Source organism: Occallatibacter sp. (assembly GCF_049802275.1).
Classification (GTDB): domain Bacteria; phylum Acidobacteriota; class Terriglobia; order Terriglobales; family Acidobacteriaceae; genus Telmatobacter.
The window spans coordinates 1-17,332 of the sequence record NZ_JBARMD010000045.1; the positions used below are offsets into that span (position 1 = coordinate 1).

The window sequence follows — 17,332 nt, forward strand, 5'->3', positions numbered from 1 at the left end:
TTCCACCGCCTCACCCCTCTTTAGCCAGTCCGCAACCACGTCGCTCCGCGGCACAATCAAGGACCCCTCCGGCGCCCTGGTACCTGGCGCCAAAGTCACGATTACTGACAACGCGAGTGGTTCTACAATTTCACGAACTACTGACAGTGCCGGTTCCTATCTGTTCACCCAGATCGCTCCGGCAAAATACGTCATTTCGGTGTCGGCGAGCGGGTTTGGAGATCAGGTCAAAACTGCCGAGCTACTCGTGAACCAGCCCGCGACAATTGATTTCGCACTTTCGGTAGAGGCCAGTTCGGTCACCGTCGATGTTTCTGCGCTTGCTCAGACCCTCAATATCACTGACGCTTCGCTCGGCAACTCCACCGACAACGCGACAATTCAGGCACTGCCTTCGGAAGAGCGCAATATTCCGGATCTGCTCTCCCTCCAGCCCGGCGTGATCTTTCTTCCTACGAACCCGGTAGATCAAAACGACCCGCGGAGTGGCGCCGTGAACGGCGGTCGCTCTGACCAGGGCAACATCACCATCGATGGCATCGACGACAATGACCAGGTGAATGGCTACGCCTTTACAGGCGTCCTCCGTCAGACACAGGACTCCATTGAGGAATTCCGGGTCGTCACCGCGAACTCCAACGCCGATTCCGGCCGTTCCTCCGGCGCCCAAGTCAGCATGATTACTAAATCCGGCGGCAACAAATTTCATGGCGCAGGGTATTGGTATAACCGCAACGGGCTCGGCGTTGCGAACGACTGGTTTGTGAAGCAGGGCCAGCTGAATAATGGCGAAGCGAACGTCCCCGGCAAGCTCATCCGCAACATCTATGGAGCCGATTTCGGCGGTCCCATTCTCAAAGACAAGCTCTTCTTCTTCGGCAACTGGGAAGCGCTGCGGCGGCGCGAATCCGCCTCTGTTACCCGCACCGTGCCCACAGCCGGCTACCAGAACGGCCAGATCAGTTTCCCCAGTGCTGATGGCGGCAACACCACTCTCTCTTCGAGCGACATCGCGGCACTCGATTCAGGCTGCCAAGTCTGCAACATCGCGCCTTATTCCAATCCTCCGGGGCCAAATCCAAATGCCCTCGCCCTCTTCAATATGTACCCGGCCGCCAATGGCACGGTTGCTGGTGACGGGCTGAACGAAGGTTCCTACTCGTTCTCCTCTCCTAACCCATTCGACACCAATACCTACATTGCCAAACTGGACTTTATTCCTTCCGCCAAACATCACATTTTTGTTCGTGGCCAGCTGCAGAAAGACGACAGCGGCGCTGTGGAGCAATTACCAGGACAAGGCCCATCCACCCTCGACTCCTCCAATAACAAGGGCATCATCGGCGGCGATTCCTGGACCATCAGCTCGAACCTGATCAACGATATCCGCTACGGATACATTCGGCAGGGTTACAGCTCAGCAGGCGTCGGCAAGGGCGACTACACTTCGTTCCGCTTCCTTGACAATCCGACCTCGCAGAGCCGGTCCTCGATCAATAGTGTTCCGGTTAACAACCTTATCGATAACCTGAGCTGGATCAAAGGCAGGCACTCCCTGCAGTTTGGCTTCAACTACCGGCTCATCCATCAGAACAGTTCTACGAATGCAAACTCATTCAGCAGTGCAAGCACCAACCCCTATTGGCTTAACGGCGATGCGCCCGGCGCTGATGCAGCCGACGGCGGATTTCTCAACTCTTACGACATCGCTTTTGCCAACATGGTAGGCACAACACCGTCGCGTACTGATGTTGTCAACTACCAGATCAGCAGCGCCACATCCGGCACCCTGCTGGCGGATGGCACTTCAATCGATCGCCACTTCAAAGCCAATGAATATGAAGGCTATGTCCAGGACGCGTGGCGTGTGCTACCCAACCTGACGATCACCGCCGGAGTCCGCTACTCCTATCTGCAGACGCCGTGGGAGACCAAGGGACAACAGATTGCCCCCACGATCGACACTCATGCCTGGTATCTGAACCGCGAGAAGGCGGCGCAGGCCGGCCAGATCTATGAACAGGATCTGACCTTTGCTCCCAGCGGCCCCTATTACAACAAACCGGGTTATTACCCGGTGAATGGGAATAATTTCGCTCCGCGTCTCGCTATCGCCTTCGCACCCAACCCGAAGACTTCAATTCGCGCAGGCTTCGGCATGTACTACGATCACTTCGGTCAGGCCCTGGCTGATGACGTGAGTTCGCACGGCTCCTTTGGCCTGAGTTCGGCCCTGACCAACCCATCGGCAGGCATCTACCAGATCGAAGGCGAGTGCGCCACAGGCTGCGGCCACCCCGGTGCACCTCGCTTCGTGGGACGCAACACCTTGCCGACCGTTCCAAATCAGCCAACTCCTGATAGCACGACCACCTTTCCGTACCTGTATCCGAACAATTCATTCAGTATCCAGTCGGGGCTCGATAGCCGAATCAAGACTCCTTACACGGAGGCCTTTGACTTGTCCTTGCAGCAGGAGCTTCCGGGCGGCTTCACTCTTGAAATGGCGTATGTCGGCCGCATGGGCAAGCGACTTCTGCAAAACCTCGACCTCGCCGAGCCGGTCGACTATGTCGATCCGCAGGGCGGGGGCGATTACTATGCCGCGGGAACACAACTCTCCAAGCTGGTGGATCAGAATGGCGGCGATGCGAATGCTTCTGTTCCCGCCATCCCGTACTTCGAGAACGTTTTCCCCTTCCTCGCCAACTATGACTACGACGGCGAGAGCGCAACGCAGGCCCTGTACAGCTGGGAATGGGCTCCGTACCGCTACAACTACGGCGCAACCACATCCCTTTCCGATGTGGACTTCTACTCACCACTTCCGGGAAATGGCTGGTATCCCAATCCGCCTGACTGGAAACCACACTTCTGGCAGGATCAGTTCTCGACGCTTTATGTTCTCGCCAGCGTAGGCTCCAGCTACTACAACGCCGGCCAACTCACGCTGCGGCATCCCATGAGCCATGGCCTGCAGGTGAACTTTGCATACACCTGGTCGCACTCGATCGACATGGGCTCCGACGCCGAGCGCTCTACTCTGCGCAACGGTGGCGCCTTCTCCTACATCCTCAACACCTGGAAGCCTTACCTCAACCGTGGCGCGTCGGATTTCGACACGCGGAGCCTGATCACCGTCGACTGGCTGTATCAGCTTCCGTTCGGTCGCGGAAAGGCCCTCCTCGGCAGCAGCAACGCTTTGACCGATGCATTTGTCGGCGGATGGCAATGGTCCGGTCTTAACCGCTGGACCAGTGGATTCCCATTCTCCTTCTACGAGCCAGGTTGGACCACTAACTGGGAGATCGAGAGCTACGGCGTGCAGACCGGTCCCATCAAGACGAAGAAGCGTTACGATAAGGACGGCAACCCACAGTACTTTGATAATCCGGACGCCATCAACGCCAACGTCTACTGCGGCGGATGCAATGGCGGGAATATGCGACTGCCCTATCCAGGGGAAGCCGGCGACCGGAATACCTTCCGCGGCGACGGATACTTCAATATCGATTCAGGCCTCTCCAAGACCTGGAAGATCAGGGAGTACGGAAGCCTCAAGTTTGCGTGGGAGGTCTACAACGTCACGAACAGCGTCCGCTTTGACGCCGCTTATATCAATACCGGACTGACCGGCGGCCAGCTGGGCGTTGCAACCAGGACTCTTACCGTGCCCCGCCGTATGCAGTTCGGCCTGCGGTTCGACTTCTAACATTCGACAACAACCAAACGCCGGAAGGGCCTTGGCTCTTCCGGCGTTTTCTTGTGCATTGATACGCCGACAACCCAATCCTATTTGCCCGTCGTGGTTGCATCGGTTTCGATTGCTTTGGTCCGGTTCTGCGCCAACTGATAGCTGGAGGTCGAAATCATCATCGCTTCCTTCGGTTTCTCCAGCTTGCGATAATCTGAAATCGCGACGTCGCGCTCGCCATACTGCTCGGCAATGCGTCCGAATGCGTACCAGTAATCATCGTCCGGTGCGTCCAGGTTCAATTCGTCCATCGCGCGCAACAGCAGATCATGCGCCTCTTTCGTTTTGCCCGTCTCGGCATACACGCAAGCCAGCGTGTGCAGAATGGCGGGGTTGTCTCGATCCATCTGCGTCGCTTTAATCGCTGTCGCCACGTCGGCCTGGTCCGTCTTGCCGGTGTAGAGCGCAAACCATGCCATCGAATTCAGCAGGCTCGCATTCTCCTTGCCCTGATCGATCAGCTTCTGGATCCATCCTCGTGCCGCAACATAATTTGCGCGGCTCGCCTCAATCTGCACCTTCGCCTGTAGCGCATCGGCATCGCCATCCAGCAGCTTCAGGCGCGCATCCGCCAATGCCAGCGCATCGTCGTATCGTTTTAGCCCGATCAGCGCCTCCACATTTGCCATGAACGCGGTACGCGACTCCGGTACTTCCTTCAGCAGGTCCGATGCAACCTCAAGCAGCTTCGCGAAGTCCTCGAGCTCTCCGTATCCTTCGGCGAGCGCGATCTCGATGCTCATCTTCTCGCGACTCGTGGTCGCACCCTTGCGCGCACCCTCCAGAATCGTTATTCCCTGCGCGGCTGTTGGCTTGGTGCCAACCATCAGCGATGCTGCGGCCAGAGTCATCTTCTGCGCGTCAGCCGCTTCGCCCTTGATCCAGAAGCGCGGAAACACCGGGCCAGCCAGCGTGTCGTCCCCGCCGCCGAGGTGCTGATCCTCGCGAATCCAGTCCAGCAGCACCTTTGCGCCGTTCAGGTCGCCGGCCTTGATCCGGTCAAGCATCTCCAGGGCAATTGAGTTTGGCTTGCTTACCGTATCCTCCAGCAACTTGTATTGCCCGTTTTCCTTCACCACAAAGAACGTAAGGTTCGGGCCTCCGGGAATCTGAACCTTCTCGCGATATCCCGTTGCGTCGTCACCGTCTCCTTTGGGATCGAACGCCTGCAGCATGAGGTCAAGCGTGACATCGAGGGAATTGCCGTTGCGAGCCAGCTGGCTGTTCAGCTTTTTCGCTCCATCGAGAGACTTCTTCATCTCATCGGGATCGGTCGCCTTCATCGTGACAATGGCGTTGCGACTTGCAAGCGCCATAAGCTGCGCCTCTGTCAGATCCGGATTCATCGTCAGGACGAAGACGTGCTTCACCAGGTCTGTTGGAGTATTGGCGAATTGCAAGTCCTCGTGACGTTTCGCATCGCGCAACATTCCCGCCATCGCGATGGTCTGCGCCGCGTTATCGCCGCCCGCTCCTGCCTGCAGAAAATCCGCCGCCAATGCGTAATGCCGGGTGTTCATCAGCATTTCGCCCGCCGTACGTGCCGCGTCTTTGAATGCCGGGTCAGAGTTCGTAAGCTTGTTGATCTCCGACAACCCTTCCTTGCTCCCCTGCAGGATTGCGCGGCTGGCCGCAATCAATGGCACGGGCTGCGGGTTCAGCGCTTGCGCCGACTTGATCGCGCCTTCCGCGTCTCCGCTATAGAACTGTGCATAGGCGAGATTGTTCGGAATCTGCAACTCAGCCAGTTTGTCCTGCCCGAGCTTCTCGTATTCCACCACGGCCTGCTTCAGGTTCGCCTGTCCGCCGTAGCGACGACCCGCTGCGTCATACTCCAGCAATATCGCCAGGTTCGCCTGCGCTGTATGTTCGTCTGGATCAAGCTTTGCGGCCGCGCGGTAAGCCTCTGCCGCGCCCGCCCAGTCAGTCCCCGGCCGCAGATCGCGGCCCACCAGGTCATGCTTCAGAATGTCTGCGAGCGTACGCTCCGCCAGCGCCGAATTCGGATCGAGCTTTACGGCTTGCCGTGCCTCAGCGCGCGCCGCCTCGCCCATGCCCGCCTGCATCATGACCCGCGCCACCTGCAAATGGTGCAGCGGGACATTCGGATTGGCGGCAATCAGATCGCGATAGCTGGCCAGCGCTTCCTTTACCTTGCCCTCGCGCAGAAGCGCCTCGCCCTCCGGTTCAAAACTCACAAAGATCGCCGGACCTGCCGCCACCTCTACAACCTTGTTGCGGACCTCTGTTGCCTCGACCACCGTGTAGCGCCGCTTTCCCGAATCGAAGGCCAGGTTTGCTTCCACCACGCCATCGTTGCCCTTTGAGAACGTCTCTGTAAGCACCGCCGGGCCCATCACAATCTTTTCGTCTTTCGGCAACTCCTTCGCCACAAATCCCGTCGGTGGAACAATCTTGTACCTCCACTCCGCGGTGAAGGGCTCATCCAATTCCCAATCCGCGGTGCGCGGCTTCTTCGGCTTATCCTGATCCTCCTTCTTTTTATCCGTGTCTTCTTTGCGCTTCAAATCTTCAGGCAACTGCTGAAATAGTGCATCGGGCCGAATTGCCACAACCGCACTGTCCAGATCGGTATATCCGCGATGCGCCTTGTCACATTGCAGAGTCAGTTCAAATTGTGTCGATAAATCTCCGGGATCGCTTCGCTCCACGCTGGTGAGTTTGTCGGCGATATACTGCGCCTTGACGTAGGCTGTCAGCCCGTCGCGCGTATCCTTGTCCGGCTTATCCGCGTAGAACGCGCGGTAATGCGACTCGAATACCCCTGTGGGCTGAGTCTTCTCCACGACACTCGCGGGCCCGTTGTCGCTGAGTCGAATTTCCCGCAGTTCCAGCAGCACATTCTCCCGCGAGGTCGACTCGGGTGTCATGGTCAGCGCAGTGCTTTCAGGCCGGGCAATCAGAGCATGTCTTCCCTGATCGTTGATCGGCAACTGTCCCAGCCGCGCATATTGATCCGTCGCGTCAATCCACAGATCCGCGTCGCCAGGGTGAAGTCCCGGTATTCCCGGCACATAAACAATTGCGTGATCGAACAATCCCATGCCCGGCAACTCCGCCGGAACATCCAGCCGCGAGCCCGCATTCAACATCGCCACATACGAAGGAATTCCCGCGGCCCGCAACATCGCCACCAGCAGCGTGGCCTTGTCTTTGCAGTCTCCATATTTGAGCGCGAGGGTTTCGGCTGGATCATGCGGCACAATCGCCGCCTCACCAAATTCGATTCCGGTGTAACGCACCTCGCGATCGACGTAATCGAGAATTGCAGCTTCCTTCTCGGCCCGCGCAGATTTTCCGGCTACCAGCCCATCGACAATGGATTGCACCGAATCTGGTTTTGCCTTGCTGTCCACAATCTTCGAATACTCGGTTGCCATCGCCTGCCACGATGCGCCCGTCGAATAGTCGATCTCGGGAAAGAGATACGCATCCGAAGGCAGATTCGATTCGTGCGCTTCGACGCCCTCCAGCGGTCCAATCTCGTAGGTAATCGTCACCTGTCCATTGGCCTCAACGCGCTTGGGAGTCACCGCCGGCAACAAGCAGGTTTCGATGCGCAGCGGCAATGACGAGGGCGCCTCGAAGACTGCGCTGCTGTGCGCCACCGGTACCTGCTCATGTCCGAAGAAGGCGCGGCCCACGCGTCCGGGCGCAAAGAACGGCTCAGTCTCCCGCTCGAGGAACTCCTCCTCCACCACCACGCCCTGCGCAATCGCAGGCAAGGGAGCGCTCAGCCGCTTGCCATCGCTGTATGTCTTGTAGTCGCCGCCGCGTGCCGGTTCCTCAGTAATGGCGCTCGGATCGAGATCATGTTCTGAATAGTCGGATGCGATCACGCGCGCACGAATCACCGGCCGCATTTCGTGCCAGGGGTCCCAGCTAACCGATAAAGTATCCCAGCCCTCCGCACCTTTAGCGGTCAGCACTTTGTAGATGTAGTGACCCACGTGCGTGAGCCTGCCGGCTTCGTCGAAAGTGAAGCTCTCGTCGAAATCGAATATCGCGATGTTCGCTCCATCGGCTGTGGACCCCGCCGATGCGGCTTGATATAAGTCCTTCGCAGGAACGGAAAAATGCTTTGCATTCCACGGTTGAGTGCTTTCCTGGCCGCGGCACTCGAAGACCACAACACAAGGCAAGAAAAGAGCGAGAAAACAAGGAAGAAAACGGCGCAAGGCGAGAAAGGGCACAGCGCTCCTCATTGAACAGGGATTGTTTTCACGTTAAACCCGCCATACGGCGAGCGCAAGACCGGCGCCCAACCCCTTCAGACCCGCAGTCACCACGAGTGCAATTCGCCACTGCACCGCTGGCAGGGTTGTTAATCGGACCTCGGGTCTTGTAACCGGGCATGACTTCAGTCATGCCGTAAGGGCAATGAAGAGGCGATTGGGCTTTTTAGCCCTGAGGAAAACCGGTGTCATCCGAAACACAAATCAATCGAAACCTAGCCCAGCCGTGCTTCCGCCGCGATTTCGCGCAACTCCGGCAGCACGCGCCCCAAAGGAAGGGCCGGTGCATGCCGCTGCCCCAGCGCAAAATAAACATCCTTGTAGAGCGTGTACAAGCGCTCATATACATCAACAGACCGTCGATCCGGCTCGACCGTGCGCAACGGCAGGCACACGGCTTTCTGCGCTTCTTCAATCGTCTTGTAAATCCCGGCCGCCATCAGCGCCATGATCCCCGACCCCAGGCTCGTCGGAACTCCCGCCGGCACCAGCACCGGCTTGTTCAGCACATTGGCATACACCTGGTTCAGCACTTCATTCTTCTGCGGAATGCCGCCCGCATTAATCACACGATCCACGCGCACGCCGTGCTCTGCCATGCGTTCCAGAATGATGCGCGTATGAAATGCCGTTCCCTCAATCGCCGCGAATAGTTCGTCCTGCGCGGTGTGCACAAGGTTCCAGCCCAGCGTCACTCCGCCAAGTTCAGGATTCACCAGCACGGTGCGATCGCCATTATCCCAGCTCAGTCGTAAAAGGCCCGTCTGCCCGGCCCTGAACGACTCCAACCCCTTCGAAAGCTCATACACTCGCGTTCCTGCCCGATGTGCAATCGCCTCAAAGATGTCGCCCGTTGCCGAAAGTCCCGCTTCAATCCCCGTGTAGCCCGGATGCACGCTGCCCGGCACCACTCCGCACACTCCCGGCACCAGTTCGGCGTCACGCGCCATGGCGATGATGCAAGTCGATGTGCCGACGACATTGACCACGTCGCCTTCGCGGATGTGCGACCCGAGTGCATCCCAGTGCGCATCGAAGGCGCCCACCGGAATCGGAATCCCCGCGCGTAACCCAAGCTTCTCCGCCCACCCCGGCGATAGATGGCCGGCAACCTTGTCGCTCGTCAGGTATTGGCCACCCATCTTGGCGCGCACGCCTGCGAGCAGCGGATCGACTGAAACCAGAAACTCCTCCGGCGGCAATCCGCCCCACTTCGGATTCCACATCCACTTGTGGCCCATCGCGCACACACTGCGTTTCAACTGGTGAACGCTCTTCACGCCACTCAGTGTGGCGGCCACCATGTCGCAGTGCTCGAGGGCCGTGACGAAGAGGTCCCGCTTGCCCGGATTATGTCGCAGCCAGTGCAGCAGCTTCGCGAAGCCCCACTCATGCGAGTAGACGCCACCGCACCACTCAATCGCTTCCAGTCCCCTGGCGTGCGCTTTGGTTGTGATCTCCTCTGCCTCGGCGTGGGCGCGATGATCGCACCACAGGTAGTACTCATCCAGCGGCTCAAGCCCCTCGCCCACCGGAATCACGCTCGATCCCGTCGTATCCAGCGCAATTGCTTCCACGCTGCCGCCGCTGATGCCCGTTGCGGCCAGTGCATCCTTCATAGCCACCGCGAGCGCCGCCATCTGGTCGCCATGCGATTGCGTCGCAAAATCCGGATCCTCGCGCCGGCGATGCAGCGGATAAGAAGCTGACGCAGTTCCGATGGGCCCGTACTGACTGTCCACTAATGTCACGCGCACGCTCAACGTGCCAAAATCCACACCGGCTACAACGGCCATGACCTACTCCCGCGTAAACGTTTCCTATTCGTGCACCAGACTACACCACGCCGAGATGCAACGGAAACTTGCGGAAGGGCAGCTTCTAGCTTCTAGCTACTAGCTCATCTTGCAATCAGGATCAGCAGAGGCCTACGCCGTGCACCGGCTTGAAGACCAGTGCGCGCGTAGTCCGTGGACTGCGGCCTTGCCATCACTCTCGCGGGTCATTTCTTCCCTGTCTCGAGCTTGGGTGCCACTGGCGTTTCTTTCACCTGCGACACTCCCTTTAGCGCTGACGGCATCACTTCCTGATTCTTCACCAGGATCGAAATCCTCCGATTCGATGGATCATACGGATTAGTTTTCACACGCAACAACTGATCTGCATACCCTCGTACCTGCGTCACCTGGTTCCCGCGCACTCCGTCCTGCTGCAGCAGCCTGCGCGCAGAGTTCGCCCGATCAGCCGACAACTCCCAGTTGCCGTAATTCGTGTCGTCGGAGTACTGTGCCGCATCCGTGTGTCCCTCGATCAACAGGGAATTGGGCAGCGTCTTTAGCTCCCCCGCAAGGAGTCCCAGCAATTCCTGCCCGCTGTCACTCAGCCGCGCGCTGCCGCTCTGGTAGAAGGTCCCGTTCTTGTCTTCGAGCAGCTCGATGCGCAATCCCTCGGGCGTGATCGTGATCTCAATCTGCTTTGAAAGTTTCTGCAGGTCCGCCCTCGCCTTGATCTCCTGTTCCAGTTTCTCCTTCAGCTTTTGCATGTCGTCCGCACTGGCCACCGTTACCGTCTCACCGGTGCCGGTCATCGTTGTGCCCATCATGGTGCCCGTACCCTTGGGGTCGTTGAAGTATCCCGCCACCGCCTTCTTCACCTTCTCGCTCGAGTTCATCAGCCACAGCACGATGAACAGCGACATCATGGCCGTCACAAAATCCGCATACGCCACCTTCCACGCGCCGCCATGATGGCCGCCGTGTCCGCCTTTGCGCTTGATTACGATAATGGGTTGCGTCTTGGCCGTCACGTCAGTGTCTTCCTATGCAGCTTTGGCTGGTGCGGCAGCAGCGCCGCCCTGGCCCTTGCAGAACTTCTCCATTTCGTCGAAACTTGGCCGCACACGCGCAGGAATCGCGCGCCTTCCCAACTCGATCGCAATCATCGGAGCCGACCCCTTCAGAAAGGCCAGCAGCAGCACCCGCAGAACATGTAGATAATCATTGTGCTCATCCGCCGTCTTCGCCATGTTCGCGCTCAGCGGGCCCGCCACGCCGTAGCACAGCAGAATGCCGAGAAACGTACCCACCAGGGCGGCCGCCACTTTTTCGCCGATCTCTTCCGGCGGGCCGCCCAGCGAGCCCATCGTAATCACTACGCCCAGCACCGCCGCCACAATGCCCAGTCCCGGCAGCGCGTCCGCCATCGTCGTCAAGGCCGCAACCGGTTGTGTCGCTTCGTGATGATGCACCTCCATATCCAGTTCCATCATCTGGTCCATGTCGAAAGGATCCACGCCTCCTGTGATCGCCATCCGCAGGGTGTCACACACAAATGCCAGCGCGTGATGGTCGGCAAGAAAATCTGGAAAGCCCTTGAAGACCGGGCTCTCTTTCGGCTTCTCTACATCGTTTTCAACGCTCAGCAATCCCTCTTTGCGTACCTTGTTCAAAAACATGTACATCATCTTGAGCAGATTCAGATAGCGCTGCTTGTCAAGCTTCGAACCGGTCAGAACGCCTTTCAGCCCCGCGAAAATTCCCTTCAGAATATGCAGCGGATTCGCCACCAGCAGCGTCCCGGTCGCGGCGCCGGCAATAATCAGCAACTCGGCCGGCTGCACCAGCACAGCCATGTGCCCCTTCTCCATCAGGAAGCCGCCAATCACCGCGCCAAACACGATAACAATGCCTATGATGGCAAACATGCTGGTCTCCCCTGCGCTGCCGTAATGTGATTCCCTCCCGCCCGCGCGCTTGCGAACATCGCGGCCTGCGCGCGCTCCAGCAAATCGGCTAGCGGCTCGCCGCCCTCAGCCTGGGCCGCGCCAATACTCACGCTGAGTGAAATGCGATCGCCCCACCAGCGAAAATCCGTGGTGCGCGCCAATCCGGCCAGCGTCTGTGCATGCGCCGCCAGCATTGCCGGATTGCGTTCGTGCGACAGCACCAGGAATTCATCGTCGCCCCAGCGCCCAATCTCTTCGGCCGGCTTCAAGCCGCTCACCAACGTTCGCTCCATTTTTTCCAGCATCGCTTCGCAGGCCCTCGCTCCGTGTGTGCGCCGCAACAGCCGCCCCTGGTCCACCATTACCCACAGCACGCCCAGGGGAACATCGCTTTGCAGAAACTCCTCATGCATCGTCGCGAGCCTGTCTTCGAGCTCTGTCTGGCTCTCTCCAATATTCGAGTCCTCGCCGAGATACCCATGCGGAAGCCCGTCTATGCTCTCCGCCGGATGAAACACCACACCCGTTCCGATCCGCGCACCCAGTCCATCGCGCAACACCATCATCCGCGCCATCACCGGAACATCGTGCCCCGCCTTGTGCCGCACCCGCACCAGCACTCCATGCCCTGACTTCTCCGCATCTGTCTGCCTGATCCAATGCTGTGCGCCTCCCTCGACCAGCGCATCCAGAGTCGCACGCACGCCACGACCCGCGATCTCCGCGCTCGCGAACCCCGTGATCGTCTCCGCCGCGCCATTCCACAGCACCATGCGCCCAGTTCGATCCGCTAGTGCAATGCCCTCCGCCATGCCGTCCAGCGCAGATTCCAGCAGTTCCGTGCGTTCCGCCATTCCACGGGTCCTTCCAACCCGTTCATCGGCATGAACCTCTTCACCATTACTCCGCCCAGCTATCCCGGCAATGTCATCTTGAGCGAAGCGAAGCGGAGTCGAAAGATCTGCAGTTGTTTCTTATGCCGTCGAGCGTTGCCTCTCTCATGGCGGCGAAGAGGTGTTCACAAGAGACACAAAAGGCCCTTTTGCTGAGGCCTTTCCAAAAACTACCGCAATTGTGAGGTAACGACGCCCCGAAAGAATCGCAGGAAGAGGTGCCCCCGGTCTCGCTTTTGAGACCTGGGACTCAATCTTGGGGAACAACCGATTTTCGCCGTGGAAAGTCTGGAGAGATTTAGAAAGGAGGGAACTACTTTGGCTTCGTCCCGGCCCCGTTGTTCGTACTCGTGCCGCTCAGCGGCAGCTTCACCACAAATCGCGTGTTGCCGGGTTCGGACTCCACATCGATCTTGCCGCCAAACTTCTGTGTCACGATCCGATGCACGATCTCCAGACCCAGCCCGGTTCCAGAACCCTGCGGCTTGGTCGTAAAAAATGCCTCGAAAATCCGAGGCAGTACATCCGCGGGAATTCCCGGTCCGTGATCTGTAACGCTTACCGCAAGCCAACCTTGGTCCGATGGGTTGCCATTGGCGGGCTCGGTCCACGTGGCGATCTCAATGTGTCCTTGCGCCGGCGACGCATCCGCGGCATTGTCAATCAGGTTTGTCCACACCTGGCTGAGCGCGGAACCGCGGGTGTGAATCACCGAAGGCGAAGCTTCAAACTTTTTGTCGACGCCGATCTGCTTCATGCGCAGCTTGTGCCCCAGAATCGTAATCGTGCTCTGCAGGCTGTCGTGCACATCCAGATCTTTCACGGGCGAGCGATCGTCATACGCAAACTTCTTCACCGCCATCGCCAGGTCCGACACGCGCGAAATGCTCTCCTCGATCGCGCACACCAGCGAGACACTCGATACCAGCGCCTGCAGCCAGTTCAGCGCGTCTGAAAAGCTGCTGGCATCGAAATACTCCCGCGCGCATTTCAGCTCTTCCTGCTCGAATCCAATCTCCACCAGCGACGGCGCAATGGTGAATGCGTTTTCAACTCCCGCATCCTGCAGCCACTCCGCCAGTGCCTCTTCGGCATCCGCCTGTTCCAGCGAACTCAACGCCGACGCATGGCAGCCCTTCATCGCGTGCTGCAGCAGGCTGTGCATGCACTGCAGTTGGTCCGGCGTCTTAAGTTTTCCCGACGAACGCAGGCTCAGATCCTGCAGCTTCATCAGGTTCTCGCGCAGTTGCGATGCCGCCCGCTTTGCCGCCGATCCAGGATTGTGCAGTTCATGCATCAATCCCGCCGCCAGCGTTCCCAGCGACACCAGCTTTTCCCGATGCAGCGCTTCCGCCTGGTATGTAGAAAGCCGCATCGACATATCTGCCAGCACCACCTTGCGCGCCTCGGGGCAGCAGGCCATCAATGCCCAGAACTGATCTGCGGTAAATCGCACCAGGTCCGAGTCCCGCACTGCTGTTACCAGAAAAGCGGCATGCATCTTCCCCGTCAAAAACGGAGTCTCGCCGAAAGCCTCTCCCGATTGCGCGGTTCCTACAGTGCTCAAAGATCCATCGGCCTCGACGCGGTCTGCGCGGCACTCGCCGTCAAGAACCAGCCAGTAGTAAATTGACCCTTGTCCCGGTTCCGCGAGCGTTGCCCCTGCCTTCGCCTTCACGCGATCCACAACGCTGATCGCCTGAAGCGCATCCGGCGGAACATCCTTAAATGGCCTCGTGTGGCCCAGCAATCCAGCTAGTTCCCTGAGAGGAACCGCCTCAATGGTCATCAATTGTGTGCCCGCGCTCATCTTGCTGTTTTAATCCCCATTTAGAATCCCGCCAGGTACTGATGCGCAAACTGTACCGCGATCGATCCCTCGCCCACTGCTGACGCCACGCGCTTCACCGATCCGTGCCGTACATCCCCCGCCACAAACACGCCAGGTACACTCGTCTCCAGCAGAAACGGCTCGCGCGGCTCATGCCAGCCATTCACCATCTTCCCGTCCTGCCGTAGATCCGGCCCCGCGAGCAGGAACCCCTTCTCGTCCCGCAAAATACTCTGCGGGAGCCATTCCACTCCCGGCTCCGCACCGATAAACACGAATAACGACGAGGCTTTTACGCAATATTCGCCTTTTGGACCGCGCAAACGCAAGGCCTCAAGCCTTTCTTCGCCCTCCGCGGCCGTTACTTGTGTCTCCGTTTCCACCACAATATTGGATGTGCGCTCGATCTCATCGATTAAGTATTTCGACATCGTGGCCCCAAGCCCCTTGCCGCGCACCAGAACCGTCACTTTGCAGGCAAATTTGGCAAAGTAAAGTGCCGCCTGCCCAGCCGAATTCGCTCCCCCCACCACAAATACTTCTTCGTCCTTGCACGAACTGGCTTCCACCAGCGCTGCGCCATAGTAGATACCGCGCCCCGTCAGCCGGTCCGCGCCCGGAATCCCAAGCTTTCGATACTGCACGCCCGGAGCCAGCAACACCACATGCGATGACACCTCACGCCCGTCGCCCAGCTTCACAAACCGGTACTGCCCGTCGATCCGCAGCCCCACCGCCCGCTGCGTCACAAACTCCGCACCAAACCGTGATGCCTGCGTATGTGCCCGGCGTCCCAGGTCCGAGCCCGTGATTCCAGCGGGAAAACCCAGATAGTTCTCAATCTTCGAACTGGAGCCCGCTTGCCCGCCCGGCGCTTCCGGCTCAACCACAAGGGTCTTGAGCCCCTCGCTGGCTCCATATACGGCCGCCGCCAGCCCCGCCGGACCGGCTCCAATCACCACCATGTCGTAAAACTCCTGCGTGGCGTGGGTGCTCAACCCCACCTTCGCAGCCAGCGCATCAAGATCAGCCTCTGCCAGCACGCTTCCATCCGCAAACAACACCACCGGCAACTGCTCCGGCCTCAGATGCCGCTCTTCCATCACTTTTTGCGCATCCGGGTTGGTTGCCACGTCGAGCCAGCGATAGGGGACATGATTGCGTGAAAGAAAATTGCGCACCGTGTGGTCGTTCAGCGCCCAGCGGTTGCCAATTACCCGCAGGCCCTCAAACGGTGGCGTGTAATCCGCCTTCCAGTCATCCAGCAGGTCATTCAGAACCGGATAGAGCTTTTCCTCCGGCGGATCCCATGGCTTGTTCAGGTAATAGTGAATCCGCGCCGTGTTGATCGCCTGAATCGCCGCCTCGGTGTCTGCGTAAGCCGTCAGCAGCACCCGTTTGGCGTGCGGATAAAACTCCTGCGCGCGCTCCAGGAATTCGACACCTGTCATCCCCGGCATGCGCTGGTCGCTCAGCAGCAGCGCTACAGGCTCCTGGCGCGTCTTCAGCTGGCTCAGCGTGTCGAGCGCCGCCTGACCGCTCGCTGCGCGCATCACCCGGTATTCCGATCCATATTGACGCCGCAGATCCTGCACTACCGCTTCCAGGACACTTACGTCGTCATCTACTACCAGTAAATTTGGCCTCGCCATAACCTTCCCAGTCTACGGTGTTTTTTGCCCGGCTACAAAGCCTTCAATCCCAATCAAATCCGCCGCTCAATAGGCCGCTACTAACGGCCAATTATGGGTTATATACAACCACAGTGGTGCCGCTTTGTGCCAAGTCGGTAAACAGGATGAGCGGACTACACCGACGAATTCTCCGTGACGATTCGATCATTTGGGCTGTACTCTAGGTTCAAGGGTATTACCTAGGTGCAGGTACCTCTGAGCAACAGGGGTGACGAAAGGCATGTGTATGATTTCTGATACACGCATCAGGGGAGTCCCGGACCTTTTTAGGCGTCTGCCGATGATCCTCAAGGGCAGAATACACGCCATCTGATGTAGTAGCAGCACCCGGCCCGTGAGAGAAAGAGAAGCCGGTTTCGGCCCAACAAAGTTTTGTTTCACTGGCGTAGAGGCGCAAAACATGAACAAGGTCATTCTTGCTGACTCGCAGGCAATCTTCCGGGCAGGGACCGCAAAGGTCCTCGCCATGGATGAAGACCTGCGAATTATTGCCCAATGCACCGACCTGGACCGGATGATGCATGCCGTTACGACCTTCCCCGGATCCATCGTGGTCTTCGCAGCATCCTTGCGGCCCGACATGGCCCGCCTGAAAACGCTGCTCGAAGCTTCCAACAGCCGCGGCATCGTTATCGCCGAAAACACCGAGGCAGCCAGCAGCTATCTGCAGCAGGGCTTCCGAGGCGTTGTGTTCCGCAATGTCACCGGCCAGGCACTCGTCGAGTGCGTCCGCCGCGTGGCTGCAGGAGACACTTGGGCGCCGCCCCAGCTCCAGGTCCCCGACTCACCCGAAGAGGATATGGTGGGCACTCGCGTTCGCGACCGTCTTACACCCAAAGAGATGCGCATTGTCGCGCTCATCGTCCAGGGTTGCAAGAATCGCGAAATCGCGCTGCGCCTCAAGACCACCGAGCAGGTCATCAAAAACTACCTGCGCTCGATCTACGACAAGACCGGCGTCAGCGATCGTCTCGAACTGGCCCTCTTCACCATTCACCACCGCGTCCTCGCACAGGCTGCAGCAGAAGTAGGCAGCAAGTTAGAAGCCGAGATGCAGGCCCCCGCACCGATGGCATCCGGTTCACCGGCCCTCGCTCAGTCTTAGTCGAATTCATCTACAAACCAAAGGCCGCTGATTTCCATCAGCGGCCTTTGGTTTGCCCCGAAAAATGTGTCATCC

The 17,332-nt window shown here is 58.8% G+C and carries 9 protein-coding genes; 2 read left to right on the forward strand and 7 right to left on the reverse strand.

The window, feature by feature from the left end; translation table 11 throughout:
• Window positions 1-3,712: TonB-dependent receptor (locus tag WA354_RS01450; RefSeq protein WP_472811230.1), on the forward strand; the 3,712-nt coding region annotated here is incomplete at its 5' end.
• 80 nt (window positions 3,713-3,792) lie between these two features.
• Here WA354_RS01450 and WA354_RS01455 read toward each other — a convergent pair.
• The 7 genes from WA354_RS01455 to WA354_RS01485 all read right to left on the reverse strand — a co-directional run bounded on the left by WA354_RS01455 (window position 3,793) and on the right by WA354_RS01485 (window position 16,110).
• Window positions 3,793-7,968, reverse strand: coding sequence for a DUF3857 domain-containing protein (locus WA354_RS01455; protein ID WP_472811231.1), 4,176 nt, complete (start codon window positions 7,966-7,968; stop codon window positions 3,793-3,795).
• Window positions 7,969-8,225: 257 nt separating this feature from the next.
• The gene (locus WA354_RS01460) at window positions 8,226-9,806 is read right to left on the reverse strand and encodes a ribulokinase (protein ID WP_472811232.1); all 1,581 of its coding nucleotides are present in this window, start codon (window positions 9,804-9,806) and stop codon (window positions 8,226-8,228) included.
• Window positions 9,807-10,012: 206 nt separating this feature from the next.
• Window positions 10,013-10,816, reverse strand: a complete 804-nt coding sequence (locus tag WA354_RS01465) for a flagellar motor protein MotB (protein WP_472811233.1) — start codon at window positions 10,814-10,816, stop codon at window positions 10,013-10,015.
• A gap of 12 nt (window positions 10,817-10,828) precedes the next feature.
• A complete protein-coding gene (gene motA, locus WA354_RS01470) occupies window positions 10,829-11,713 on the reverse strand; it encodes a flagellar motor stator protein MotA (RefSeq protein ID WP_472811234.1) in 885 nt (294 codons plus the stop codon).
• Window positions 11,698-12,588 carry a sensor domain-containing diguanylate cyclase gene (locus WA354_RS01475; RefSeq protein WP_472811235.1) on the reverse strand — a complete coding sequence of 297 codons (891 nt, stop codon included), beginning with the start codon at window positions 12,586-12,588 and terminating at the stop codon, window positions 11,698-11,700. Before WA354_RS01475 ends, motA begins: the two co-directional genes overlap by 16 nt.
• A 352-nt stretch (window positions 12,589-12,940) precedes the next feature.
• Complete coding sequence (locus WA354_RS01480; RefSeq protein ID WP_472811236.1) at window positions 12,941-14,437, reverse strand: ATP-binding protein; 1,497 nt, start codon at window positions 14,435-14,437, stop codon at window positions 12,941-12,943.
• 20 nt (window positions 14,438-14,457) lie between these two features.
• Window positions 14,458-16,110 (reverse strand): FAD-dependent oxidoreductase, encoded by a 1,653-nt coding sequence (locus tag WA354_RS01485; protein ID WP_472811237.1) that lies wholly within the window; start codon window positions 16,108-16,110, stop codon window positions 14,458-14,460.
• A gap of 442 nt (window positions 16,111-16,552) precedes the next feature.
• Between WA354_RS01485 and WA354_RS01490 the strand changes: the two genes are divergently transcribed.
• The gene (locus tag WA354_RS01490) at window positions 16,553-17,257 is read left to right on the forward strand and encodes a response regulator transcription factor (protein WP_472811238.1); all 705 of its coding nucleotides are present in this window, start codon (window positions 16,553-16,555) and stop codon (window positions 17,255-17,257) included.
• Window positions 17,258-17,332 lie beyond the last annotated feature (75 nt).

Bases quoted from the DNA above. Each gene is read 5' to 3' on its own strand.
- WA354_RS01460 (WP_472811232.1), bottom strand. From the start codon at position 9,806: ATGGCCGTTGTAGCCGGTGTGGATTTTGGCACGTTGAGCGTGCGCGTG.
- WA354_RS01475 (WP_472811235.1), bottom strand. From the start codon at position 12,588: ATGGCGGAACGCACGGAACTGCTGGAATCTGCGCTGGACGGCATGGCG.
- WA354_RS01480 (WP_472811236.1), bottom strand. From the start codon at position 14,437: ATGAGCGCGGGCACACAATTGATGACCATTGAGGCGGTTCCTCTCAGG.
- motA (WP_472811234.1), bottom strand. From the start codon at position 11,713: ATGTTTGCCATCATAGGCATTGTTATCGTGTTTGGCGCGGTGATTGGC.
- WA354_RS01490 (WP_472811238.1), top strand. From the start codon at position 16,553: ATGAACAAGGTCATTCTTGCTGACTCGCAGGCAATCTTCCGGGCAGGG.
- WA354_RS01485 (WP_472811237.1), bottom strand. From the start codon at position 16,110: ATGGCGAGGCCAAATTTACTGGTAGTAGATGACGACGTAAGTGTCCTG.